At 64.5% G+C, this 22,271-nt stretch carries 21 protein-coding genes; 1 reads left to right on the top strand and 20 read right to left on the bottom strand.

Annotation, left to right across the window (positions count from 1 at the left end; genetic code table 11):
* Positions 1-5: 5 nt before the first annotated feature.
* The 20 genes from HKW67_RS13595 to HKW67_RS13500 form a co-directional block, all read right to left on the bottom strand.
* Entirely contained in the window at positions 6-452 is a 447-nt protein-coding gene (locus HKW67_RS13595) for a chemotaxis protein CheW (protein ID WP_171225894.1), read from the bottom strand.
* Positions 445-2,808: a chemotaxis protein CheA gene (locus HKW67_RS13590; protein WP_171225893.1), complete on the bottom strand. Its 2,364-nt coding sequence runs from the start codon at positions 2,806-2,808 to the stop codon at positions 445-447. The genes HKW67_RS13595 and HKW67_RS13590 overlap by 8 nt, the downstream gene beginning before the upstream one ends.
* Positions 2,809-3,034: 226 nt before the next feature.
* On the bottom strand, positions 3,035-4,849 hold the full coding sequence (gene fliP, locus HKW67_RS13585) for a flagellar type III secretion system pore protein FliP (RefSeq protein WP_171225892.1): 1,815 nt from the start codon (positions 4,847-4,849) through the stop codon (positions 3,035-3,037).
* A gap of 8 nt (positions 4,850-4,857) precedes the next feature.
* Positions 4,858-5,286, bottom strand: coding sequence for a flagellar motor switch protein FliN (gene fliN, locus HKW67_RS13580; protein WP_171225891.1), 429 nt, complete (start codon positions 5,284-5,286; stop codon positions 4,858-4,860).
* Complete coding sequence (locus HKW67_RS13575; protein WP_171225890.1) at positions 5,283-6,281, bottom strand: flagellar motor switch protein FliM; 999 nt, start codon at positions 6,279-6,281, stop codon at positions 5,283-5,285. Before HKW67_RS13575 ends, fliN begins: the two co-directional genes overlap by 4 nt.
* A 22-nt stretch (positions 6,282-6,303) precedes the next feature.
* Positions 6,304-6,873, bottom strand: coding sequence for a flagellar basal body-associated FliL family protein (locus tag HKW67_RS13570; protein ID WP_171225889.1), 570 nt, complete (start codon positions 6,871-6,873; stop codon positions 6,304-6,306).
* Between the two features lie 325 nt (positions 6,874-7,198).
* Positions 7,199-8,719: a flagellar hook protein FlgE gene (locus HKW67_RS13565; RefSeq protein WP_171225888.1), complete on the bottom strand. Its 1,521-nt coding sequence runs from the start codon at positions 8,717-8,719 to the stop codon at positions 7,199-7,201.
* A 30-nt stretch (positions 8,720-8,749) separates the two neighbouring features.
* A complete protein-coding gene (locus HKW67_RS13560; protein ID WP_171225887.1) occupies positions 8,750-9,559 on the bottom strand; it encodes a flagellar hook assembly protein FlgD in 810 nt (269 codons plus the stop codon).
* Positions 9,559-11,706, bottom strand: a complete 2,148-nt coding sequence (locus tag HKW67_RS13555; protein ID WP_171225886.1) for a M15 family metallopeptidase — start codon at positions 11,704-11,706, stop codon at positions 9,559-9,561. Before HKW67_RS13555 ends, HKW67_RS13560 begins: the two co-directional genes overlap by 1 nt.
* Entirely contained in the window at positions 11,703-12,413 is a 711-nt protein-coding gene (locus HKW67_RS13550) for a MotE family protein (protein ID WP_171225885.1), read from the bottom strand. The genes HKW67_RS13555 and HKW67_RS13550 overlap by 4 nt, the downstream gene beginning before the upstream one ends.
* Positions 12,410-12,892 carry a flagellar export protein FliJ gene (gene fliJ, locus HKW67_RS13545; RefSeq protein WP_171225884.1) on the bottom strand — a complete coding sequence of 161 codons (483 nt, stop codon included), beginning with the start codon at positions 12,890-12,892 and terminating at the stop codon, positions 12,410-12,412. The genes HKW67_RS13550 and fliJ overlap by 4 nt, the downstream gene beginning before the upstream one ends.
* A 14-nt stretch (positions 12,893-12,906) precedes the next feature.
* Complete coding sequence (locus HKW67_RS13540) at positions 12,907-14,238, bottom strand: FliI/YscN family ATPase (protein WP_171227671.1); 1,332 nt, start codon at positions 14,236-14,238, stop codon at positions 12,907-12,909.
* Positions 14,239-14,285: 47 nt separating this feature from the next.
* Complete coding sequence (locus tag HKW67_RS13535) at positions 14,286-14,915, bottom strand: FliH/SctL family protein (protein WP_171225883.1); 630 nt, start codon at positions 14,913-14,915, stop codon at positions 14,286-14,288.
* A 10-nt stretch (positions 14,916-14,925) separates the two neighbouring features.
* Complete coding sequence (gene fliG / locus HKW67_RS13530) at positions 14,926-15,975, bottom strand: flagellar motor switch protein FliG (RefSeq protein ID WP_171225882.1); 1,050 nt, start codon at positions 15,973-15,975, stop codon at positions 14,926-14,928.
* 8 nt (positions 15,976-15,983) lie between these two features.
* The gene (fliF, locus tag HKW67_RS13525; protein WP_171225881.1) at positions 15,984-17,564 is read right to left on the bottom strand and encodes a flagellar basal-body MS-ring/collar protein FliF; all 1,581 of its coding nucleotides are present in this window, start codon (positions 17,562-17,564) and stop codon (positions 15,984-15,986) included.
* Positions 17,565-17,577: 13 nt separating this feature from the next.
* Entirely contained in the window at positions 17,578-17,895 is a 318-nt protein-coding gene (gene fliE, locus HKW67_RS13520; protein WP_171225880.1) for a flagellar hook-basal body complex protein FliE, read from the bottom strand.
* Between the two features lie 26 nt (positions 17,896-17,921).
* Positions 17,922-18,299 carry a hypothetical protein gene (locus tag HKW67_RS13515; protein WP_171225879.1) on the bottom strand — a complete coding sequence of 126 codons (378 nt, stop codon included), beginning with the start codon at positions 18,297-18,299 and terminating at the stop codon, positions 17,922-17,924.
* Positions 18,300-18,466: 167 nt separating this feature from the next.
* Positions 18,467-19,084 carry a flagellar basal body rod protein FlgC gene (gene flgC / locus HKW67_RS13510; RefSeq protein ID WP_171225878.1) on the bottom strand — a complete coding sequence of 206 codons (618 nt, stop codon included), beginning with the start codon at positions 19,082-19,084 and terminating at the stop codon, positions 18,467-18,469.
* Positions 19,084-19,386, bottom strand: coding sequence for a hypothetical protein (locus tag HKW67_RS13505; protein WP_171225877.1), 303 nt, complete (start codon positions 19,384-19,386; stop codon positions 19,084-19,086). Before HKW67_RS13505 ends, flgC begins: the two co-directional genes overlap by 1 nt.
* A gap of 279 nt (positions 19,387-19,665) precedes the next feature.
* Positions 19,666-21,135: a sigma-54-dependent transcriptional regulator gene (locus tag HKW67_RS13500; RefSeq protein ID WP_171225876.1), complete on the bottom strand. Its 1,470-nt coding sequence runs from the start codon at positions 21,133-21,135 to the stop codon at positions 19,666-19,668.
* Positions 21,136-21,360: 225 nt separating this feature from the next.
* Here HKW67_RS13500 and HKW67_RS13495 point away from each other — a divergent pair, with 225 nt between their 5' ends.
* On the top strand, positions 21,361-22,269 hold the full coding sequence (locus HKW67_RS13495) for a flagellin N-terminal helical domain-containing protein (RefSeq protein WP_171225875.1): 909 nt from the start codon (positions 21,361-21,363) through the stop codon (positions 22,267-22,269).
* Positions 22,270-22,271 lie beyond the last annotated feature (2 nt).

Raw genomic sequence — 22,271 nt, 5'->3', positions numbered from 1 at the left:
GAACGTCAGTTGGCGGCGTAGGACAGCTCCGGGAGCGCCGTTTTGGCGCCGTCCAGAATCAGCAGGAGCTGTTTGTTCAGTTTGTAGACGCCGCGGATCAGCGCGCGGTGTTCGCCTTGCATCGTATCCGGGACACGTTCGAACGTGTCGTTGCTGACCTCGATGACATCACCTATCTCGTCGACGACAAGGCTGACGGCGCCGTCGTCGGTGCGCATGACGACGTTCATCGGTTCCTGATCGTCGGGACGCGGCGGCAGGCCAAGGCGCCGACGCAGATCGATCGCGGTGACAATCTGTCCACGCAGATTGATCAGACCGACCACGGAGGCCGAGGCCAGCGGCACCGGCGTCATCTCGAGGGTGCGCATCACTTCCTGAACGGAGTGCACGTCGATGCCGAGATAGAGTGTGTCCACCCAGAAGGTGCAGTACTGCGTTGCATCAGCCATGGAGCGCGAAGCCTCCTGTCGGTGCGATGGCGAGGAACTCTTCATCCACGTCCTGCACCAAGCGTCGGATATCGAGGATGTCGGTGACCTTGTTCTGGATGACCGCTGAACCGAGCACGGTGCCGGGGCGGCGACGCTGCTGGACAGACACGGTCGTTTCGACGATGTCGACGATCCGGTCGACCACGAGGCCGACATACTGCTCGTTGTGCGACACGACGATGACCTGCATCATGTCGTCAGCGGCGGCGTTGGAGCTGACGCCCTCGAGCACGTTGCCGAGGCGCACCAGCGGCATGATCTGATCGCGGTACTGCACGACGTCATACCGGCCGGTGCGTTCCACCAGTGTCGGTTCGAACTCTTCCAAACGCGCGATTTCCGACAACGGCAGCGCCATGCGGTGATCGCCGCCGCTGGAGAACACCAGCAGCGTCTGCATCGGTTCGCCGGCGGCACGCTGTTCCGTGCGTTGTTCGGCGGCGTGGCGGTCACGATCGGTGGCGAGGACGCCGGCCCGTTGTGCGAGTCCATGCACGTCGAGTATCAGCGCGACCCGGCCGTCTCCCATGATGGTGGCACCGGCAAAGCTGGAGATACCTTTGAGCTGCTTGCCGAGTGGCTTCACCACGATTTCCTCGGTGTCGTTGATATGGTCCACGACCAGGCCGAAGGGGACGCCGTCGGTTTGCAGCACGACGATGCTGGTCGCCACATCGGGCGCGCCCGGCTCGTTCGGCCAGGGGGTGCGCGCCAGTCCGAGGGTGCGGTTGAGATGGACGAGCGGCAGGAGCTTGCCGCGGAGGCGATAGACCGGCGAGTCGTAGATCATCTCGATGCGCGTCTTCGCCTCCTCGTGCTCCATGCGCACGAGCTCGAGCAGGCTGACCTGCGGAATCGCGAACCGTTCGGCCCCGGAGGTGATGATCAGACCGGGGATGATCGCCAGCGTGAGCGGAATCTTGATGCGCAGTGTCGTACCGACGCCGACGGTGCTGGTGACGTCGACCGTGCCGCCGATCTTCTCGATGTTTGTCTTGACGACGTCCATGCCGACACCGCGGCCCGACACGTTCGTCACCTTGGCAGCCGTGGAGAAGCCGGGCGCGAAGATGAGATGCAGTGCTTCGCGATCGGAGAGCCTGGCGGCCGCTTCAGCGGTCAAGACACCCTTGTCGACGGCGGCGGCGCGAAGGCGTACGGGATCGATGCCCTTGCCGTCATCCGTGATCTCGATGTTGACCTGTCCACCTTCGTGAAAGGCGCGCAGCAAGAGGCGGCCTTCCGGGCTCTTGTCATTGAGCACGCGGTCGCGGGGAGACTCGATACCGTGATCGATCGAGTTGCGCACGATATGCGTGAGCGGATCCTTGATCGCCTCGATGATGGTCTTGTCGAGTTCCGTTTCGGCGCCTTCCATCTGGATCGTGACCTGCTTGCTGCAGGTGACCGCGAGATCGCGCACGACGCGCGGGAGCTTGCTCCAGATATTGCCGATCGGCTGCATGCGGGTCTTCATCACGCCTTCCTGCAATTCGGACGTGATGAGATTGAGCCGCTGTGTCGTGCTATTGAGCGTGCTGTCCGCGTTTGTGGCGGTGCACTGCAAGATCTGATTGCGGGCGAGCACGAGCTCGCCCACCAAGTTCATGAGACGGTCGAGGAGGGCGACGTCGACGCGGATGCTGCCGTCGCTCACATGTCCGGCGCGCGCGTCCTGCTGGGTCTCGAGTGCTTCCTTGACCGCCGCGTGCGTCGTGGCGCCGCGAGCCACGAGAATCTCACCGACGCGAGGTGCGCCGGTCTGGTTCTGTTCGTGTACGGCCGCCGCGATGTCCGCGGTGCTGACATGTCCCTGCTCGACCAGGATCTCGCCCAGTAGCGGAATCGCAGGCGGCAACTCGAGGGCGTCGGCCAACTCCTGCTCGCTGATCGCTGCGTCGCTCGCGACCTGTGCGGCTTTCGCGTCGGTCAGCCGAACCAGCGCAGCGATCAGGTCGGCATGATCGAACTCGCCCTCTTTGCCGTGCGCTTCGATGTGCGTGAGCATGCTGCGAATCGCGTCATTCAGCCGCAACAGTGCCGACGTGAGGTCTGGAGAGACACCGATCGATCCATCGCGGACCTTCGACAGCAGGTTCTCGCCGACGTGGGCGACGCTTTCGAGGCCGCCGAACCCGAGAAAGCCGCACGTGCCTTTGATGGTATGCACACATCGGAAGACACGGCCGATCAACTCGGCGTTGCCTCCACATTGTTCGAGCTCGACGAGATCGAGGTCCAGCTGGTCGAGCCCTTCATAGCTCTCGACCAGGAACTCGTTGACGATCTCGTTGCTGTCACCAGTGTCGGACATACTGCACCCACTCCGGCTCGTGTCGCGTGCGGTGTGGAGGCAGCGTCGCCCCGATCTTCGTTGTCCAGTTCCTGTACAATCCTGAACACTTTCGAATGTCGGAACAGTTGACTACAGACTTGAGTCCATTCGGACGGAGAGTCCGATTTTCGCCATGATGTTTTCGTTACACGGCGCGCCTGTCAGGGATTCGCTGACACGTGGTCGGCACCAGCCTGACAGCGCGCTACTTGAAACTCTGCACGAGGCTCGTGATGGTGAGCGTCCAGCCATCCACCAGCACGAACAGCAGGAGTTTGAACGGCAGTGAGATCATCGCCGGTGGCAGCATCATCATACCCATACTCATGAGCACTGAGGCGACGACGGCATCGATGATGATGAACGGCAGGTAAATCGCGAAGCCGATCTGGAAGGCGGTGCGCAGCTCACTGGCCACGAACGCCGACATCAATACGTGCAGCGGCACATCGTCGACGGTGTTCGGGCGTGGCATCCGACTCATTTCGACGAAGGTCTTCAGATCGGATTCGCGGGTCTGACGCAGCATGAACTCGCGCATCGGCTTCACGCCGGTCTTCATCATCTCGACCTGCGTCATCTTGCCTTCGAGCCACGGTTCGATCGCCTGGCGGTTCACTTGCGTGAGCGTGGGCGTCATCACGAATCCCGTCAACAGCAGCGCCATACCAGCGAGCAGGTGCGCCGGCGGTGCGCTCTGCGTGCCCATCGCCTGCTTTAGAAAGTGCAGCACGATCAGGATGCGGGTGAAGCCCGTCATCATGAGCAGTAGCGTGGGGAGCAGCGTGAGCAGCCCCATCATCACGACGATGCCGACGGTGCCGTTCAGGCGCAGACCACCGGTTTCGCCGTCGCCGCCGAGCTTCACATCCATCTGCGGCATCATGCGCATGATCGCATCATCGGTGCCGACCGGCGCCGGAGACGCGGTGTTGGCGCGTCCGCTCGCGTCCCGGGCGGAGTCCACCACCATCTGTGACATCGGACGGCGCGATGCGGCCGCTTGCGCCGTCAGCACGGCGCCATTGTCGGCCCCCGGCGTGGCGCCGAGTCGCGAATTACGGCTCTTCGGCTTTGCAGCGGCGCCCGGCTTGGTCGCTGCTTCGGCTGCGGCTGCCTTCTGCACGAGATCCTGCGTCACGCTCTGCAGCGAGGCCGGCAGCGAGAAGTCGGGCGCACCCGGCGCGGTGGGTGCAGGCAACGTGGCCGCCGAAGCGGGGGCACCCGGCAGTGCCGGTGCCTGGAGTGGCTTGCGCGCGGCCGCCGCTGCTGCCGGCGTGGCCGGCCGCGGCGGCGCACTCTGGGTGGCGGCTTGCGCGCTCAGCGACGTGGCGCCGAGCAGGAACATAGCGGCGGCGAAGGTCGCGAGACGCGTCGCACCGCCCAAGGAGATACCGAGCATCGCCCGGAAGTCGCGATCGGCCTGCTGCGTGGCCGACTGCGGAGATGTCGCATGCGGCGTATAGGTGATCGCATCACCACGGCGTGTCGTCACGGCGGCCGTCAGAAATGCCGGTACTTCGCTCGGCTCGGCCGGCGAGAACGGCTGCACCACGACGCGCGGCGCACTTGGCACCAGAAACGCGGCGCTCTGCTCGGCATCCGCCTGCGAGATCGCAGCCTGCACGTTCGTGGCGTTGAGCGAGCGGCGGAACATCGCGCCGAACTTTCCAGGCAACGCCGCTGGCATCGTGAACGAGGCCGACGCGGCCGCGCTGGAGACCATCGGCACCGGCAACGTGCTCGTCGCGATCACGCGCTGGCGGTCGACTTCATCGAGTTCGAACAGCTGGCGCACACCACCTTCGCCGACCGAGAGGGCCATCACCCGTTCTCCCACGCGCACCACGGCGAGCCCCGTTTTCGGGCCCAGCGGAATGCGCTGCACGACTTCCAACGGCACACGCGTTTTCGACGCGAGGGCACCGGCTCCGAAGCGCTTGAGCGCCCAGAGGCAGACGGCGCCAAGTCCGAGGACGAAGGCGAGAGCAGCGATGACACCAAGTGCAGCGGTCAGCATGTCAGGTCTCAGGCTGCGTTGGCAGCGCTGGAGGCGGCCGGATTGGCCAGCACGCGCGTAATGCGCACGCCGAAGTGTTCGCCGAGCACCACGACTTCGCCTTCAGCGAAGCGGCGGTCACCGACATAGATGTCGATCGGCTCGCCGGCGAGGCGATCGAGCTGAATCACGGAGCCACGACCGAGGCGCAGAATTTCCTGCACCGTCATCGAGGTACGACCCAGCTCGATGGAGACGGGGAGGGTGAGATCCAGAAGCATGCCGATCGGCACCTCCGTGGTGCTCATCATCGTCTGTTCGAACTCGGTGAGCTGCGGCGCGCGTACCGGCGCCGCGGAGGGCGTAGCCGATTCGTCCATGAGCGACGAGATGGGCTGACCGGCCGCCTTGGCGGCCTGCGCGCTGGCGACGAGCGCGTCGATTTCGGCGGGATTCATGCGGAGGTCGTCCGTGAGTCTGAGGTCGTGGCGCTGGGTACGGCATCGAGGATGCGCACCGCGAGATTTCCGCTTACGCGGCCGGGATGGCCGATGAAGCGTTCCTGCGTACCGGCGCGCACGATGACGCGCGCGTCGGTCGGAATGCCGGTGGGGATGATGGTGCCTTCGGTAATGCCGGCGATGTCACGCATGGAGAGCTGGAAGTCAGGAAGGCGCGCCGTGAGCGGCACCTTCGTGGCGCGAAGCGCCGACTCGCTGCGCTGACGTGTGGTCTCGCGTTCCTGATCGCTGGTGGTGAGCAAGGCATTGCGCTGCTGGCCGCTCGACGTGAAGAACTTGTCGAGCACCGAGAAGGGCAGGCAGATGAGCAACAGGCTGCTCACGTTGCCGGTGGTGAACTCGACGTTCGCCACGAGCACGGGATCTTCGCGGTTGACGACCTGCAGGATTTCGGGCGACGACTCGAAGCCCGTGATGTTGAGGTCCATCGAGACATGGTCCTGCCAGATCTCCTGAAGGAGACCGCTGACCTTGTCGGCGACCGACCGGACGGCCATTCGCTCGATGGGGGTAAGCGCACGCGTGAGCGCGCTGCCCGTCCCCTCGCCACCGAACAGGCGATCGATGATGTAGGTGCTGAACTCGGGGCCGACGTCGATGACGCCCTTCTGCCCCGTGCCCGTGATGTCGAAGATGAACGACGAGCAGGGCATCGGCAGCGAGAGCGTGAACTCACCGAAAGAGAACTGCTCGACGCTTTGCAGCCGGACTTCGATCTGTCCGCGCACACGCGAGATGAGCCACGCTTCCAGGCCCTTTACCAGCCGCTCGTACATCGCTTCGAGCGTGCGCAGGCGTTCCTTCGAGACGCGGTGCGGACGACGGAAGTCGTACACCTGCACGTCCATCGCCGCCGCCGCCGTGGGCGACTGGCGCGAGCCGCCGCCGAGGAGGCGATCGATGTCGTGCTGGCTGAGAGTTTCTGAGCTCATCGGGTGGTCGGTGCGGCGTGACTTACTGAACGACGAACTGCGGGAAGTAGATGCGCTTCACCGACTTCTTGCCGAAGCGCTCGTCCACGGCCTTCATGATTTCGACCTTGAACTGTTCGCGCGTGGCCATATCGGTGAGCTGCTCGACGGGCTTCGTGCCCAGTGTGGTCAGCACGATGTCGCGCAGTTCGGCGTCGCGTGCTTTGAAGCTCTCGATCGCGGCGGGCGAGCCGACTTCGATCGCGACGGTGAGCAGGAGGTAGCGCGAGCCACCACTGCCAGCCGGATTCAGCACCATGTTGTCGAGCACGTGGATCGCGGCCTCGGCGGCTCCGCCCTCCTTGCCACCTTCAGCCGGCGCAGCATGCTCGCCTTCAGCGGCAGCCGCGTCCCCGCCGTGCGCGCTATCCGCAGCGGCGACGATCGGCGTGACCTTGCCCATTTTCTTGGCAACCATCGGTCCGAGCACCGCTGCCCCGGTACCGCCACCCAGCGCCAGACCGACGGCAACCATGCCGATCAGCATCGGGAGTTTTGCTTTGGTGGGCGCAACGGGTGCGCCTTCTGGAGCCTGCGGGGTTTCGTTAGCCATGGATCGGTTCGTCGAGTCGGACAGAGGAAGTGCTACGACCCCTCTAAAAGCACGACCCAGGCCACTCTGAGTTCTGAGTGGTGAGGTTTGGGTAATGAGTTGAAATACAATCACTTAGGTGCGAATTGTGGTCCTAGGACCGCCAAACCGTACATTGTACTTTATCACAAGAATCCGGTCCTTTTTGCTTATCCCGGCACTTTATGCCGGGCCGGAAACGCCAAAGGCGGAGGATGAGGGCCCGTGCGTGCCCCATCCTCCGCCTCCTGGCCACCCGAATCCGGGTGGTCCAGCCTATCCGGTCGACCCGAATCGGGTCACCCGGTTAGCGCTTGATGCTCATCAGCTCCTGCAGCATTTCGTCTGAGGTCGACACGACCTTGCCGTTGGCTTGGAAGCCGCGCTGGGCCACGATCATGTTCGTGAATTCCTGCGCCAAGTCGACGTTGGACATTTCGAGCGCGCCGCTGGTGAGCTGCGACTGCGAGCCCTCGAGGGCGAAGCCGAGAACCGCGCCGCCCGAGTTGGCCGACTCCTGGTACATGTTGTCACCGATGCGGAGCATACCGCTCGGATTGTTGAAGTCGGCGAGCACGATCTTGGCCAGCGACGACGTGGTGCCGTTGGTGAAGAAGCCGGTGATCAGACCGAAGCGGTCGATGCTGAAGTTCTGCAGCGTACCGGCGGTGTAGCCGTTCTGGTCACGGAGCACGGCGGTCGACGCCGTGGACGCGAACTGCGTGAGGCCGCTGACGCCGCCGTTGAGCTTGAGGTTGAGCTGCACCGGATTCGCTCCCGGCACCGCGAAGTTGATCGCGGCCGAGATGTTCGTGTTCATGATGCCGGCATTGTCGAACGTGAACGTACCGCTGTTCTCGCTCGCGGTGGCGGCGGTCGGGCTCATGAAGTACGAGATCTTGATCTCGGAGCTCGCCGGCATGCTGGCCGTGAACTGCACGGCCGGTGGCGGCCCGCTGGAGAAGCTGTAGTCGGCGGGCGACAGATACTCGGTACCCGACGAGCTATACACTTTCACGTTGGCCGGCAGAATCTCGTAGCCGGCAATCGGCGTGGGCAGTGGGATATCCGACGGCGGCGAGTTGGCGTCCGTCTGGAAGTTCTCGATAACGCCCGAGGCGATCGGATCGATCTGCCAATCCCACGAGTTCGGGCCGGTCTTCCACATCTGAATCTTGATGTCGCGCTTGGTACCCTGCGAGTCGAACACGGCGATCTGCGACTCCGTCCACGACTTCTCGTTGATCGGCAGTGCGCGATCGATCGGATCCTGGAAGTCACCCTGGAACACCGGGGCTGACGCGTTGAGGTTGCCCGCGAGCACGGCTTCGGTCGTCGGCTTGGCCGACACCTTCTGGCCGAACGGCAAGCGGATGTCCTGAATGCCGTCCTGCAAAACGCCGTTTTCATACATGCGGCCCTGCACGATGAAGCCGTTGGCCGGCGACACCATCTGACCGTTCGCGTCCACCTGGAAGTTGCCAGCGCGCGTGTAGAAGCTCTGGTTGCCCTTTCGCACGACGAAGAACGAGTCGCCCTGAATCGCGACGTCGGTGTTCAAGCCAGTCGTTTCGAGATTGCCCTGATTGAAAATCTGGTCGATCGAGCCGATCTGCATGCCGAGGCCGATCTGGACCGGGTTGATACCACCCTGGTCTCCAGGCGGACGGCTCGCGCCCTGCAGCAGCTGGGCAAAGCCTTCCTTGAACGTCACGCGGCCAGCCTTGAAGGCCACCGTGTTCACGTTCGCAATGTTGTTACCGATCACGTCCATGCGCACCTGGTTGTTGCGCAGGCCGGACACACCGGCAAAGAGAGAACGAAGCATCTGTAAAAATCCTCGTGGGTCAGGTCGCGATCAGGCGCGCACTTGGGTGAGCTGCGACATCGGCACGTTGAGCGAATCGCCGATGATCAGGATGGGGTTGCCGCTTTCGTACCGCATGCCGGTAATCCGTCCGGCAGTGTACGTCTTCGCTGCTTGCCACTGGCCGCCATCCGTTGCGACCTCGAACTTGTACGTGTACTTGCCGGCGGGGAGCGGCGGTGTTTGCGCGTAGTCGCCAAGTTCAAACGACATCTGCCCGCCCTTCACTTCACCCAGACTGATGGTGCTGACGGTCTGGCCCTTCTCGTTCACCAAGCTGACGCGCGCGCCGCCCTTCATGGTGCCGCTGTCCACGACGATGGTGCCGTTGCCGGCTTTGTCGAGGAAGGTGGTATTGCCCGTGGTCACGCCGATCTTGCCAACGGTGCCCATGGCCATCTGTCCTTCGATGAGCTGCGCGAGTTCGTCGGCGCGCCCATTCTGCGTCGTCTCGAGCGCCTTGATCGCTTCGGCGGTCGCCCCGGCGGACGCCGCCTGCGCTTCCATCGACTTGTTCATCGTGATCAGCTGCTCGACGGTCGAGAACTGCGCGAGCTGCGCCGCCATGTCCTTGCCGTCCATCGGATTCAGAGGATCCTGATTCTTCAGCTGGGCGACGAGCATCTTCAGGAACTCGTCCTGGCCCATCGCACTCGTCTTGGCCAGGCCACTCACTTTGACCGACGGCTCGGCCGCGCCAACCGGTGGCTTTGCTCCCGTCGTCGTGTCCGTCGTGGCGTAGCTCGGCTTGATCGTGTTCGGATCAAACGCGCTGGCGACGTTCCGCGTAGCGGTGATCATCACTTGGTCCCGTTGAAGAGATTCTGCCAGCCGCGCTGATTCGCCTGTTCGCGCTGCTGCTCACGCGCCGCTTGCTCCTTCTGCTCGCGGCGAGCATCCTGCTGCTTATCCCAGTCGCGGCCGGTTGCCCGGTCGCGCTGACTCTGGGACTGTGCGCCCTCACCCGACGTGGTCTGCGTCGCGCCGTTCGTACGCAGCGCATCGCGCTCGCTGCTGATCGCTCGCGACGAATCGTTCTGCTCTGACTTGCTGGCACCGCTGATCCGCACGCTTTCGGCGTCGAGGCCATGACGGCTCAGCGACTCCTGCAGCTCACCGGTGCGCAGCTTCATCCGCTCGGCGCTCGATGCGTCGGTGGAGATGAACGTGTCGACCACGTTGCCGCGCAGATCGACCGTGATGCGATCCTGCGTCCCGTTCGCGTTGTCGACATTGAGGGTCATGCGCGATAGCGGACCGGCTGGCGCATCCGCACGCATGGCCTGGATCTCCGACACGCGCTGTGCCTGCTCACTGCCCGCTGCTTGACCAACCGAGGCGGCGCGCTCGGCACCCGTGGCCTGAATGCCGCTCTGACCGTTGCCGTTGCCGTGCAGCGCACCAAAGCCCGACGTGTCGCCCGCGGCGTCCTGCTTGGTGTGACCGAGCTTCCGGCCATCGTTGATCGGATGTCCGTTCTCATCGCGCGCACCGCGTCCGAACGCGTTGCCATTCTGTTCGCCGTTGGCGCCCTTGTTCGCATTGGCCTGCGCGACGTACGCCGCCGCGCCTTCACCCATCGCCGCGGGAGCGGCGTTGGCGTCGGCCACGCGGGCCACCTGCGCCACGCCAGCCACACTCGCGACCTGGGCTACGCCAGCCGGTGCGGCCTGCGATGCAGCCTGCGCGGCCGACGATGACTGCCGCTGAAACGCCGCCGTGACCTTGTCGAGCGCCTGCGGCGCCGCGTTCGCCAGAGCGCGCTCGCCATGGTTCGCGAGCTCGAGGTGTCCAGGGTCCTTCATGCCGAGCGTGCGAAGCCCTTCTTCCTTGGCGATGCGCTGCAATCGGGCGAAGCCCTGCGCGTTTTCCCACGAGCCGTCCACGATCACATCGACGGCGTCACCACGCGTGTGCGCGGAATCGCGCGTCCACGTCACGACGGCGCCCGGACGCGTGCGTCCCTGCTCGTACAGATGGTCCTGGCGTTCCTGCGAGCGCGCCGTCTCGACGATCGAGACGTCGTGGCCATACTCACCCTTCATGCGATCGATCACACGCTGCACCCGCGAGCGGAGCTCCGGGGCGACGGCGTCGAGATCCTTGATCGGCGTAGTCGGATCGGCGGCGGAGGCCGCCGTGGCCGCAGCCAAGGCGGACGCGCTGGCCGATGCCGCAGCGGCGGCTGCCGCGTTGTCCGCGATTTCGGTACCGGCCGGCGTGCCTGCCTTCGCCAGCAACGCGTCCAGCGCGGCGCGAGCGTCGGCGCCACGGACATCGCCGATGGCCATCAACTGTTCGAGCGACGACCCGCGCTTGGTCGCGATGCGCGAGAGCACCGCCAGCGCGTTGCGTTCACCTTCGATCTCTCCCTGGCCGCCAAGCTGCGCGCTGATCTGCTGCGCCGCGCGCGAAATGCCCAGCAGGCCGTTCGTGCCACGATTCTTGGCGTACGTGGGCAGATCGATGATATCGTCCGTCGACGGCTCGGTCGGCGTGTTGTCGATCGACGTATTCAGAATGCCGTAGCGCAGCGCTTCACTGACCTGCTGCGCCGCCTCCTGCGCCTCGCGATCGTGAGAGCCATGCTGCAAGGCGGTCCGCAGTCCCTTCTCGCCGGGGAAAGCACCTTCACCGGTGAGGGTGTCTGCGGTCGATTCGTCGGTCGTCTGCTCGGCAGCCGCTTCGTCGAGCAGTTTGTCGACGAGGGACGCGCCCTCGGCCGGCAGCTGCTGAATCAGATCGGAGCGCACGCGCGAGCCGGCGCCTGAGATGAGCGCGAGCAGGGCGGAGAACTCGGCGCGCGACACGCTGCGCTTCTTCTCGGTCTCGGCTGTCGCGTCCGTCTCGTTACGGTCGCTCTCGGGGCGCGTGGTCCGCTCGATCGCGCGATCGGCGGCCCGTTCCGGACGCGGTGTGGCGGTGGTAATGGCCTTCATCACGTTCATAGCGATCCTCCGGGGGCCTTGCTGCCACCCTTCGTGATGGCGGCGGCACGAGATGCGGACATCGACGTGAGGATGGCGGCCGCCTGGCGGTCGTTCATCATGCCGAGAATCGTGCGGACATCGCCGTCGGTCATCTGGTCGAGGACCTTGGCGGCGTCCTTCGCGGCCATCGCCGAGAAGATCTTGGCCAGCCGCTGCTCGGGGAGCGCGGTGCTCATCGCGGCATCACGCGCTTCCTTGACGACGTTGGCAGCAGACGCGGTGGTGGACTTCGCGTCGGGCGCCGACTGCGTCTGCGACTTCAGGCTCGGCGTCGCGTGCGCATCGGGGGTCGCCTTCGCGGGCGCGGCGTGCGTATCGACGGCTTTGCCCGGAGCCGGCTTTGCCGACACGTCCTTCAGGTCGCGGCGTGTCGCGTCCAACAAGCGAATGCTGTCGGCCGGCGTCATCGGTGCGGCGGCTTCGTGTGCGCCCGGCGCGTCCATACCATGCGCGGTGCTGTCGGCAGGCACGCTGTCATGCGCTGCCGCTTCGCCATGCGTCGAATCCGCGTCGGTCGAGTCAGCCGGCGGATGGGCCTTGAGGCTATCTGCCATGTGCGTGGAGTCGGCCGTGTACTTCGCCGAGGTCTTCATGTACGAGTACCCCGTGCCGCCACCGAGGCCGGCCAGGAGTCCTATCACGATCGGGATGATCAGCTGCTTCATGAATGCGAACCATCAATGGGGGTGTTGCTGCTCGCGGCGTCATCCGCCGCATTCAGCCCTGCTTTACGCGAGAACTGCGCCAGAGCGATCTCGTCCATAGCGACTCGGTCCTTGTGAGCGCTCTCAGCACGCCAAGTGTCGGCGTGGCGCGACTTTAGGCGATCGAGCACGCGTCGGTCGCGGGCCGCTTCTTCGAGCATTCCCTGCGCTTTTTGCACGTCTATATCGGCAAGCTTTGCCGCATCAGCGGCCAAAAGCACCCGTTCGTCGAGCGATGCGAGCACAAATCCGAGCTGATGGAGATGGCCGATACGCGGGCCATTGTTCGCGGTGGTCGTGATCTGCTGCTTACTGTGATCGCGCAGGTTCGCGATCTCGTCCTTCGCGCGATGCGCCGCATCCGCACTGTCGCGTGCACCGGCCAATGCGCGCGCCTTTGCCTGCTCGTGCTGCTCGCGCAATTCGAGGATGCGCTGCAACCGGAACTTGAAGCTCACGGGCGTCTCCGCACCGACGACTCAATAGCCTCGGCGATCTGGGCGAGCGCGCTGTACGTGTCGCCATATGGTGTCATTTCGTCGGGACGCTGCTGCAGGAACTCGAGCACGCGCTGCCGATAGATGATCGCGGCGTCCACGTAGGGATCGCTCCCCTTCTGATACGCGCCGACCATGATCAGGTCTTCTTTCTCGCGATACGCCGCCTCGAGTCGCAGCATCGCGCTACCGGCACGCCGCTGCACTTCATTCGTGATCGCATCTTTCACGCGGCTCTTCGAGTCGAGCACGTCGATGGCCGGGAAGTGATTCTGTGCCGCGAGGCGACGGGTGAGCACGATGTGGCCGTCGAGAATCGAGCGTGACGCGTCGGCGACCGGCTCGTTGAAGTCGTCACCGTCGACGAGTACGGTGTAGATGCCGGTGATGCCACCGGTGGTTGCGTTGCCGGCGCGCTCGAGCAGTCGCGGCAGGTTGGCGAAGACCGAGGGCGGATAGCCCTTCGTGGTGGGCGGCTCGCCGGTGGCGAGACCGATCTCACGCCAAGCCATCGCCACGCGCGTGACCGAGTCCACCATGAGCAGCACTTGCTTGCCCTGATCGCGGAAGTACTCGGCGATCGCCGTGGCCACGAGCGCACCGCGAGCGCGCACGAGCGCAGCCTGATCGCCGGTGGCCACGATGACGACGGAACGGGCAAGTCCTTCTTCACCCAGCGAGTTCTCGATGAACTCGCGGACTTCACGACCGCGCTCACCGAGCAGCGCGATCACGTTCACATCGGCCTGCGCATTACGCGCGATCATGCCGAGCATCGTGGACTTACCCACGCCGGAGCCGGCGAAGATTCCAACGCGCTGACCACGGCCGATCGTGAGCAGTCCATCGATCGCGCGCACACCGGTTTCGAGCGGACGGTCGATCGTGTCGCGCGTGAGCGGATTGGGCGGTTCGGCCGAGAGCGGCACGCGCTCCACGGTATCGAGCTTGCCTTTGCCGTCGATGGGATGACCGAGGCCATTCAGCACGCGACCCAGCAGTCCGGGGCCGACATCAACACCGAAGGTGCGACCGAGCGGCTGAACGCTGGCGCCGGCATGCAGTCCGTCGAGTTCACCGAGCGGCATGAGGAGCACGCTTCGCTCGTTGAATCCCACCACTTCGGCCAGCACCGACCGCTCGCGCGAGTGGCTCGTGATGCGGCATAGTGACCCGAGTCCGACATCGATGCCCGTGGCTTCGACCACGAGTCCGACGACGCGCGTAACACGACCGTACGAACCGAAGCGCTCGCTGCGCGCGAGGCGGTCCTGCATGGCGTCGAGCATGTTGGTGTATCCGTCGTCGAACGTCGCTGCGGTGCGCGTCGGCGACATCACGCCTGCACTCCACCGAGACTGCGATAGGCGCGCTCGAGCGCCGTGTCCACGCGGCCGTCGATGATGCGCTCGCGTCCTTCCATCAGACACCCGCCACGAAGGATCGACGCATCACTGATCCAGCGGATCTCACGCCGACCGGCTTCCTCTATGGACGCGCGGCAGGCATGGAGATCTTCCGGGTTGATGCGGATGGTGATCTCCTGGTCGAGCGGATACTGCGCCATCGCGCTCTGCACTACGTCACGAACGAAAGACGGATCGGCATTCACTTCGCGCTGCACGATATGCCGTGCCACCATCACCGCGATCGCGGCGATGTTCTCTTCGGCATTGCTGACCCAGCGCGCTTCGTGCAGCTGCACATTGGCGAGCGCCTCGGAGAGCAACGCCATCGCCGACGCGATTTCTTCGTCCACGCCGGCGCGGGCGGCACGTTCGCCATCGGCACGGCCGCGGCTGTACGCTGCCGCTTCGGAGCGCGACCGCTCGACCGCGAGGCGCGCCTGGAAGTCCGCTTCCAGGTCGTCTGGCGACTGGGCCGGTACCCGCGTTTCCGCGGGGGTGAATTCGCCGAAGCCGTCGGCCACGGCGAACTCGTCGAGAGACCAGGCAGTTGCTCGCATTGGTCGGTCCTCAGATGATGACATCGTCGGTTCCGGCACTCAGCACGATCTCGCCGGTCTCTTCGAGGGCGCGTACCTTCGATACGATGTCCGTCTGAGCCGCTTCCACATCGCGCATCTTGACCGGGCCGAGGAACTCCATCTCTTCCTTGAGGCCAGCGACCGCGCGCTGCGACATGGTCTGCATGATCTTCGTCTTGAGCTCGGGGCTCGCGGCCTTGAGGGCCAGTGCGAGCTGCTTGACGTCCACTTCGCGCAGCAGGCGCTGTAGCGACTTGTCGTCGAGCGACGAGAGATCTTCGAAGACGAACATGAGGTTCTTGATCTGATCGCTGAGGTGCGCGTCCTTCTCGGCCACCAGGTCGAGCACTTCCTTCTCGAGCGACGTGCTGACGAGGTTGAGGACTGCAGCCACGGCTGCCGGACCACCAACGCTGGACATGCCTTGCGAAAACGCGAGGTCCGCTTCGTTGCCGATCGCGCGCTCAACTAGAGAGATCATCTCGGGCGAGACCTTCTCCATCTTGGCGATGCGGAACATTACGTCACCGCCCAGCGCCGGATCGAGCTCGCGCAGAATGGCGGCGACGTGGCTTGGATCGAGGTGGGCGAGAATGAGCGCGATCGTCTGCGGGTGTTCACCGCGCAGCGTGTTGCCGAGCTGCTGCGGGTCGGCGCGACGAAGCCGGCCAAAGCGATCGCTGTCGGCGAGCTGCCCCTGAATACGCTTGAGAATCTGCTGCGCCTTGGCCGCACCGAATGCGGCTTCGAGCACGTCCTTGGCGAACTCCACACCACCGGTGCTCATGGAATCCACGCCGAGCGTCAGCTCGAGCCACTCGGCGAGCACCATGTCGACGACCGAAGGCGGTACGCGATCGAGCTGCGCCATCTCGAGCGCGACGATCTCTGCCTCTTCGGGGTGCAGGCCGGCCGTGACCTTGGCCGCATGCTCGGTGCCGATCGCCATGCACACGATCGCCACTTTCTGGCGACCAGTGAGGCGGTCGGGGGAATACTTGTCGGCGGAGTTTGCGCCACCGCGAGGGAGAGCAATCATGGCAGAACTCACGAGCGAAGCCAGCCGCGCATGACACGAACCGCAGCGTCAGGACGCTGGTCCACGGTGGCCATAGCCTGTTCACGTTCCGGCGTGGTGGGCGGCGGGGGAAGACGCACGGGGCGCTTGGGCTCCTCGAGTTCCTCTTCGTACTCGTTCATGCCCTGCATCGCCGACTGCATCTGCGAGCTGGCGGGCAGTTCCGGATACCCGGCGTTGGGTGGCAGCAGGTTCGGTGTTCCGCCGGCCACGGCCTTCGACTTCTTGGGCTTGAGCGCGCTCACACTCACGAGCGCGATGACCAGTAATACCACGAGCGCGGCGATCGCGACGACCGGCTTCGGGTTCGCCTGCAGCTTGGCCACCATGTCCTGCGGCGGGAGCACCGTGTCGCGCTGCACGATCGGGGTCGGCATGTCGAACGGTGCGCTGACCACCGAGATCATGTCGCCGCGCGTCGAGTCGACGCCGAGCGCATTGCGCACGAGCGTTTCGATGCGGGCGATTTCTTCGGGCGTGCGCACCGTGATGATCGGCGCCTGCGCCGTCTTTAGCGTGGTGTCGAGCACCGGCATCGTCACCTTGTCCGCCACGAGCACTGCGACGGTCAGCTTCTTGAGATTGCCGATCGCGCCGCTGAAGCTCTCGACGCTTTTGGTGTTTTCGTACGACGTCGCGGTCGTGCTGTAGCCGGCGCCCTGCGAAGGATTGCTCGGCGTCACTTCCGCCTTCTGTTCCGTGGAGAGTGCCTGGCGCTCGGGGTCGACGGCCTGCACGGTGCGCTCGACTTTATCGAAGTTGATCGAGGCGGCCACCTGTACGCGGGCGTTGCCGGCGCCGACGAGGCTGTTGAGCAGCTTGTCGGCCTTCTGCTCCATGTACGTCTCGACTTCGCGCTGCACCGACAGCTGACGGCTGGAGAGACCGGCCACCGAGCCTTCGTCTTCGAGCGTGAGGGCCTGTCCGCGCTCGTCGACAATCGTCACGTGCTCGGGGTCGAGGCCGCCCACACTATTCGCCACCATGCTCGCAATACCGTGCACCGTTTCGGCGCGCGGCGTCTCGCCACCGGCCATCTTGAGCGTCACCGACGCCTTGCTCGGCCGCTCGTTCGCCTTGAACATCTGCGCATCTTCGAGCGCGAGGTGCACCTGCACCATCTCGACATTCTTCAGCTTGCCGATCGTACGCTCGAGTTCTCCCTCAAGGGCGCGGCGATAGTTCACTTTCTGCGTGAAGTCCGTCATGCCCCACGACGGCTTGTCGAACAGCTCGAGGCCCGGGCGTCCGCCTGTCGGCATCGCTTCCGCCGCCAGATTCACGCGGGCGCGCGCCAGATCGGCGCTCGCCACCATAATCGTCGAACCGGTGCGATCGAGTTCGTACACGATGCCGGTCTCGGTGAGCTTGTCGGTCATCGCCTTCACGTTCTCGACGGGGATGTCCGCATAGAGCGGCACCATCGTCGGCTGCGTCGCCCAGCGCGACACACCGAACACGAGCGCCGTGGCCACGACGCCGACCGCGATGATCGCGATCTGCCGTCCGTTGCCCATGCGTCCGAAGAGAGATTCCATCAGGGAGTTCATGACTGTCGCTTACTCAGGACTGCATGGCGATGACGGACCGATAGGCCTCGACGACCTTGTTCCGGAGCTCGATCATCATATCGAGCGCGAGACCTGCTTCTTCACTGGCTGCCATCACCTGGTGCAGCTCGACGTTCTCACCGGCGGCGAACCGCTGCGTGAGGTCGCCCGCGCGATCGCGCGCGTCGGACACTTCGTTGATGGCCTTGGTGAGCGTGTTACCGAACGAGTTCTCGCCTTCACCGATGACCGGCACCTGCTTGGAGAGGCCGGTGTCGCGTCCGCCGAACTCGGGCATCGCCCGCGTAAGAAGATCGATTCGATTCTGCATGATGATCAGTCGGTGGGAGTCGGGAATCAGGCGCGGACGTCGAGGCGAATCCCGCGCGCCGTCGGCGGCGCAGGGTTCGTGACGGCCTTGATACGGCTGTACGTGAGTGGGCCGAGCGCGGCGGTCTTCGCGAAGAAGTTGCGCTCGTCGTTCGTCAACACGCTCCACAACGTCGGGTCGGTTCCGGCCGGCGCTTCAGCCGGTACAGTGTTCTGCGCCGATGACTGACCAGCGATCGGCGTCTGCGGCTTGAGTGCGGCGTTCTGAGATGCCCGAGCGTTCGTCGTGGCCTGCTGCGCGCGCTCGGCGCCATTCTGCGCGCCGTTCTGCGTGCGTGCCGTCTCGGCGCGGTTCGCGCCGAGGTTGGGAAGCAGCGGGGTGTTGTTGATGCCGTTGACGCTCATGTGAATCTCTGGTGTTCGGTTGATGCGAGTGAAACGAGTGCAGCGAGTGAAGCGAGTCGGGCGGTGCTGCCAGGAGTGCTGCGGGTCGGGGACCGTGTGGTTCGGAGAGGAGGAGGAGGAAGAGTCACGCCGATCCCCGAGCCCGCAGCGGAAGTGCGGTTAGTTCATCAGATGTCGATCGACGCGCGCAGCATGGACTTGGCGGTCTGAAAGACGGCGGCGTTCGCTTCGAAGATGCGTTTCGCATCCATCAGCTTGACCATTTCCTGCGTCGTATCGATGTCGGGGTAGCGCACATAGCCGGCGTCGTTGGCGTCGGGGTGGCCGGGCTCGTACACGAGACGGCCTTCACCCTGATCTTCCGCCAAGCCCGCCACGCGGACGCCGAACTCACCGCCGATCGTGCCATTCACGCCGCCGGTCGTCGGCAGCACGGGCACTTCGATCGCTTTGCGGGAGTCGCTGGTCGCCACTTCGAAGGCGTTACTGCCGAACACACTGTTGCTGGCGGCGGCCGTGCCCATGGTCGACGCGAAATTCTCGGAGTTGTAGAGCGCGTTCTGCGACGTCGCCGCTTCCATCACGACGTCTTTCCGCTTGTATGGCTGACCGTCGGGGCCGCGGGTGACATCGGCGTTCGCCATGTTCTGGGCGATCGTCTCCATGCGCTGGCGCTGGGCACTGAGTCCGCTGGCGGCGATGCCCAAGGAGCGAAACATCGGGCGGATCGTCTGCTGCCCCGGGATCGGGAGCAGGGCGGGGCGGCGCGTCGGATCAATCGACATCAGCCGTTACCTCCACCCTTGATGGCGGTGCGAAGGCTCGCGTAGGTCTTTTCGAGAAGGCGGGTGGTAGCGAGGAAGCGGATCTGTTCATCCGCCAGCGCCGTCATCTCGTCTTCCACGTTGACGGAATTCAGGTTGGCCTGGGCGGTGCCGGCCTTCGCTTCGAGCGCGAAGCCGTCACCGTTGCCCACGGTTGCCTTGGAGACGCGATCCGCGATGCCACGAGACCGCTCCACACTCTTGTCGAGTGCGCCTTTGAGCGACGTGGCGGAGGTAGTGCGATCGATGAGTCCGAAGAGCATCTGCGTAGTCCCGGTGTGAAAGGGCGAGCGTATCCACACCGGTAAAAAGCAATGGCCGGGCCACAAAGGACCGGCCATCGGGCACTCATCTATTGTCGCGTGCTAACTCATTGCTGCCGTTAGTCTTGAGTCGTGAGTTCAAGTACGGAGTCCCGAGTGTTTCCAAGCAAGCCGGGTGCGGTCAATCACGCCATCGGGGCAATTGTTGCCGGGTAGACCGAGGACCAAACTTGCCGACCACCGTCACCCGGTCGGAGTTGCCGGCGACCACGCGAATGACTACTCCTCGTCGCCGTCGGCGTCCTTGCCGGGACCGTTGAGCTTGTTGCGGAGAGTGCGCACGCTGATGCCCAGCAGTTCGGCTGCCTTCGTACGGTTATTATCGGCAGCTGCCAGCGCATGCTGAATAAGCACTCGTTCGGCATCGGCCACATTCAGCGACGCCAAGGCGATGTTGCCGTTGGTCGCACCGCCAATGGCCATCCCGGCGGCGGGGGTGGTACCGGTCGTTACCGCCGGAACCGTACCGGGCGTGGGGATCGAGCGTGTGCGAATTGACGGCGAGCCGAGTGAGTGGGCCAGGCCGAACCGCGTCCCTTCCAGGCAGTGCGCGTGGATCATCGGGTCCGGCGTGAGAATCACGGCGCGCTCGATCACATGCTGTAATTCGCGGATGTTGCCAGGCCACGGGTACTGCTGCATCGATTCGAGGGCGTCGGGCGAGATGCCGTCGATCTTCTTGCCAAGCTCGGCCGCCGTGCGCATTGCGAAGCGAAGCGCCAGGACCGCGATATCCTCGGGCCGATCGCGCAGCGGTGGGATCAGCACGGGGATCGTGGACAGTCTATAGTACAAGTCCTGCCGGAACGTCCCGTGGTCGGCCTCGGAGGCCAGATCGCGATTGGTGGTGGCCACGATGCGCACATCCACCTTGATGGGCGACGTGCCGCCGACCCGCTCGAACTCCTGTTCCTGGAGCACGCGGAGCAGCTTGGCCTGCAGATCGAGGCGCATCTCCGAGATTTCGTCCAGCAACAGCGTGCCGCGATTGGCCCGCTCGAACGCACCCTCGACCCGTTTGATGGCGCCGGTAAAGGCGCCCTTTTCGTGGCCGAACAGGGCCGACTCGACCAGTCCCTCAGGGAGCGCGGCGCAGTTGAGCTTGATGAACGGCTTGTCGCGGCGCTCGCTCTGGTCGTGAATGGCTCGGGCGAAGAGTTCCTTACCCGTGCCCGACTCGCCCTGCAGCAGCACCGTAGCGCGGGTGGGTGCGGCCATCGACACCGTTTGCAGGATCCGGCGGATCGCCGGCGAGTCGCCGATGATCTGCCGTTCGTTCCGGAACTGCATCACTTCCTTGCGGAGCGTCTCGTTCTCGCGCCGCAGGCGCACGAACTCGAGCGCTTGATCCACCGCCAGCTCGAGCTGCTGAGGACGGACGGGCTTGGTGATATAGTCGATCGCCCCCGCCTTGATGCTGGCGACGGCGTGCTCGATGCTGGCGTGGCCCGTGAGCATGATCAGGGGGATGTCGTACCCCTCCCGCGTGAGCAGCTGGATGAACTCCAGCCCCGTCAGCCCCGGCATTCTATAGTCGGAGATGATCAGGTCGATGCCACCCCGCTCCAGGATCTGGAGCGCTTCCGGCACGCTTCGGGCGCCGATCGGCGTATGGCCGGATTGGGCGAGCGAATCCTCGAGAATCAGCCCGACGCTTGGCTCGTCATCAACGTACAGAATTGTGGCCATGGCGGAGCAGCGCTGGGACGAAGTGGGCGTCGGATGGGCGCCTCAGCAAGGCGCCCGAGCGAGCTACCCGGCAAAATTAGCCGCATAGCCTGAAAAACGCGAAGAAAAGAGCGTTCCAGGCTGCGTTGCTAAAGGAACCGCTCACCAGTCCGATACTTGTAGAGGAGTGCCGGCACCGTGTTGCAACCCTTCAGGGATGTAACGGTCACCGAATCCATAGGTCAGATGCGCGTCACCAACTCGATCATCACCCGGAACAGCCAATCGCGCCTGCAGGCCAACCTGCAGGGGCTCGATCGCATTCGGGATGACATCTCTTCTGGCATTCGCCTGCGGAAGATGTCCGACAACCCCACCAGCGGCGGTGAGCTCGTGCGTATCGGCAGTTCGATGCGCGCGCTTTCGCAGTTCAAGCGGAACGTCGACAGCGGCAACGCCCGCGCCTCCGCCGAAGAGAACGTGCTGGACCAGCTCACGAACGCGCTCACGCGCGGTATCGAGCTCGGCATCGGGCAGGCCAGTGCGACGGCCAATCCGCAGTCACGCCTCATCGTCAAAGCCGAGGTCGATCAGCTGATCAACTTGGCGGCGAACCTTGGCAACACGCGCATCGGCGACGAATATCTGTTCGGCGGCAATCGCGCCGGAGAAGCTCCATTCGCCACGCCCGCGCCGGCGACCGGCAGCTTCTCGCAGTTGACGCTGGCGGGGAATCCGGTCAATCCGAGCGGAAACATCACGCTCGAGATCGGTGACAATCGGTTCGTCACGCCGACGCACAACGGTACGGAAGTCTTCCTCGATACCGATGCCCTCGAGTCGCTTCGCGCGCTCTCTACGGCGCTCGGCAACAACGATCCGACGGCGATTCAGGCAGCAGCAGACCGCATCACGACGGCAAATAGCAACGTGCAGTCGCTGATCGGTACGCAGGGTGCGCGCATCAACGAGTTGGAAATGGCTACGGTCAACCTCGATCTCATGGAGTTGAACCTCAAGGCGTTCCGCTCGGACTTGCGCGATACAGAAATCGACAAGGCGATGGTCGAACTTGTAGGCAAGCAGACGCTATATCAGGCGGCGATGAGCGCGACTTCGCGTATCCTCGGACTCAGCCTGGCCAATTACCTCTGACG

It is taken from the genome of Gemmatimonas groenlandica (assembly GCF_013004105.1).
In the GTDB taxonomy this organism is placed as follows: Bacteria; Gemmatimonadota; Gemmatimonadetes; order Gemmatimonadales; family Gemmatimonadaceae; genus Gemmatimonas; species Gemmatimonas groenlandica.
The sequence above is the reverse complement of the archived record's forward strand: the minus strand, read 5'-3'. Positions and strand labels throughout refer to the sequence as shown.

Excerpts from the sequence above, each read along its gene's own strand:
- HKW67_RS13595 (WP_171225894.1), bottom strand. The coding sequence starts at position 452 with ATGGCTGATGCAACGCAGTACTGCACCTTCTGGGTGGACACACTCTAT.
- HKW67_RS13590 (WP_171225893.1), bottom strand. The coding sequence starts at position 2,808 with ATGTCCGACACTGGTGACAGCAACGAGATCGTCAACGAGTTCCTGGTC.
- fliP (WP_171225892.1), bottom strand. The coding sequence starts at position 4,849 with ATGCTGACCGCTGCACTTGGTGTCATCGCTGCTCTCGCCTTCGTCCTC.
- fliN (WP_171225891.1), bottom strand. The coding sequence starts at position 5,286 with ATGAATCCCGCCGAAATCGACGCGCTCGTCGCCAGCGCGCAGGCCGCC.
- HKW67_RS13575 (WP_171225890.1), bottom strand. The coding sequence starts at position 6,281 with ATGAGCTCAGAAACTCTCAGCCAGCACGACATCGATCGCCTCCTCGGC.
- HKW67_RS13570 (WP_171225889.1), bottom strand. The coding sequence starts at position 6,873 with ATGGCTAACGAAACCCCGCAGGCTCCAGAAGGCGCACCCGTTGCGCCC.
- HKW67_RS13565 (WP_171225888.1), bottom strand. The coding sequence starts at position 8,719 with ATGCTTCGTTCTCTCTTTGCCGGTGTGTCCGGCCTGCGCAACAACCAG.
- HKW67_RS13560 (WP_171225887.1), bottom strand. The coding sequence starts at position 9,559 with ATGATCACCGCTACGCGGAACGTCGCCAGCGCGTTTGATCCGAACACG.
- HKW67_RS13555 (WP_171225886.1), bottom strand. The coding sequence starts at position 11,706 with ATGAACGTGATGAAGGCCATTACCACCGCCACACCGCGTCCGGAACGG.
- HKW67_RS13550 (WP_171225885.1), bottom strand. The coding sequence starts at position 12,413 with ATGAAGCAGCTGATCATCCCGATCGTGATAGGACTCCTGGCCGGCCTC.
- HKW67_RS13540 (WP_171227671.1), bottom strand. The coding sequence starts at position 14,238 with ATGCTCGACGCCATGCAGGACCGCCTCGCGCGCAGCGAGCGCTTCGGT.
- HKW67_RS13535 (WP_171225883.1), bottom strand. The coding sequence starts at position 14,915 with ATGCGAGCAACTGCCTGGTCTCTCGACGAGTTCGCCGTGGCCGACGGC.
- fliG (WP_171225882.1), bottom strand. The coding sequence starts at position 15,975 with ATGATTGCTCTCCCTCGCGGTGGCGCAAACTCCGCCGACAAGTATTCC.
- fliF (WP_171225881.1), bottom strand. The coding sequence starts at position 17,564 with ATGAACTCCCTGATGGAATCTCTCTTCGGACGCATGGGCAACGGACGG.
- fliE (WP_171225880.1), bottom strand. The coding sequence starts at position 17,895 with ATGCAGAATCGAATCGATCTTCTTACGCGGGCGATGCCCGAGTTCGGC.
- HKW67_RS13515 (WP_171225879.1), bottom strand. The coding sequence starts at position 18,299 with ATGAGCGTCAACGGCATCAACAACACCCCGCTGCTTCCCAACCTCGGC.
- flgC (WP_171225878.1), bottom strand. The coding sequence starts at position 19,084 with ATGTCGATTGATCCGACGCGCCGCCCCGCCCTGCTCCCGATCCCGGGG.
- HKW67_RS13505 (WP_171225877.1), bottom strand. The coding sequence starts at position 19,386 with ATGCTCTTCGGACTCATCGATCGCACTACCTCCGCCACGTCGCTCAAA.
- HKW67_RS13500 (WP_171225876.1), bottom strand. The coding sequence starts at position 21,135 with ATGGCCACAATTCTGTACGTTGATGACGAGCCAAGCGTCGGGCTGATT.
- HKW67_RS13495 (WP_171225875.1), top strand. The coding sequence starts at position 21,361 with ATGCGCGTCACCAACTCGATCATCACCCGGAACAGCCAATCGCGCCTG.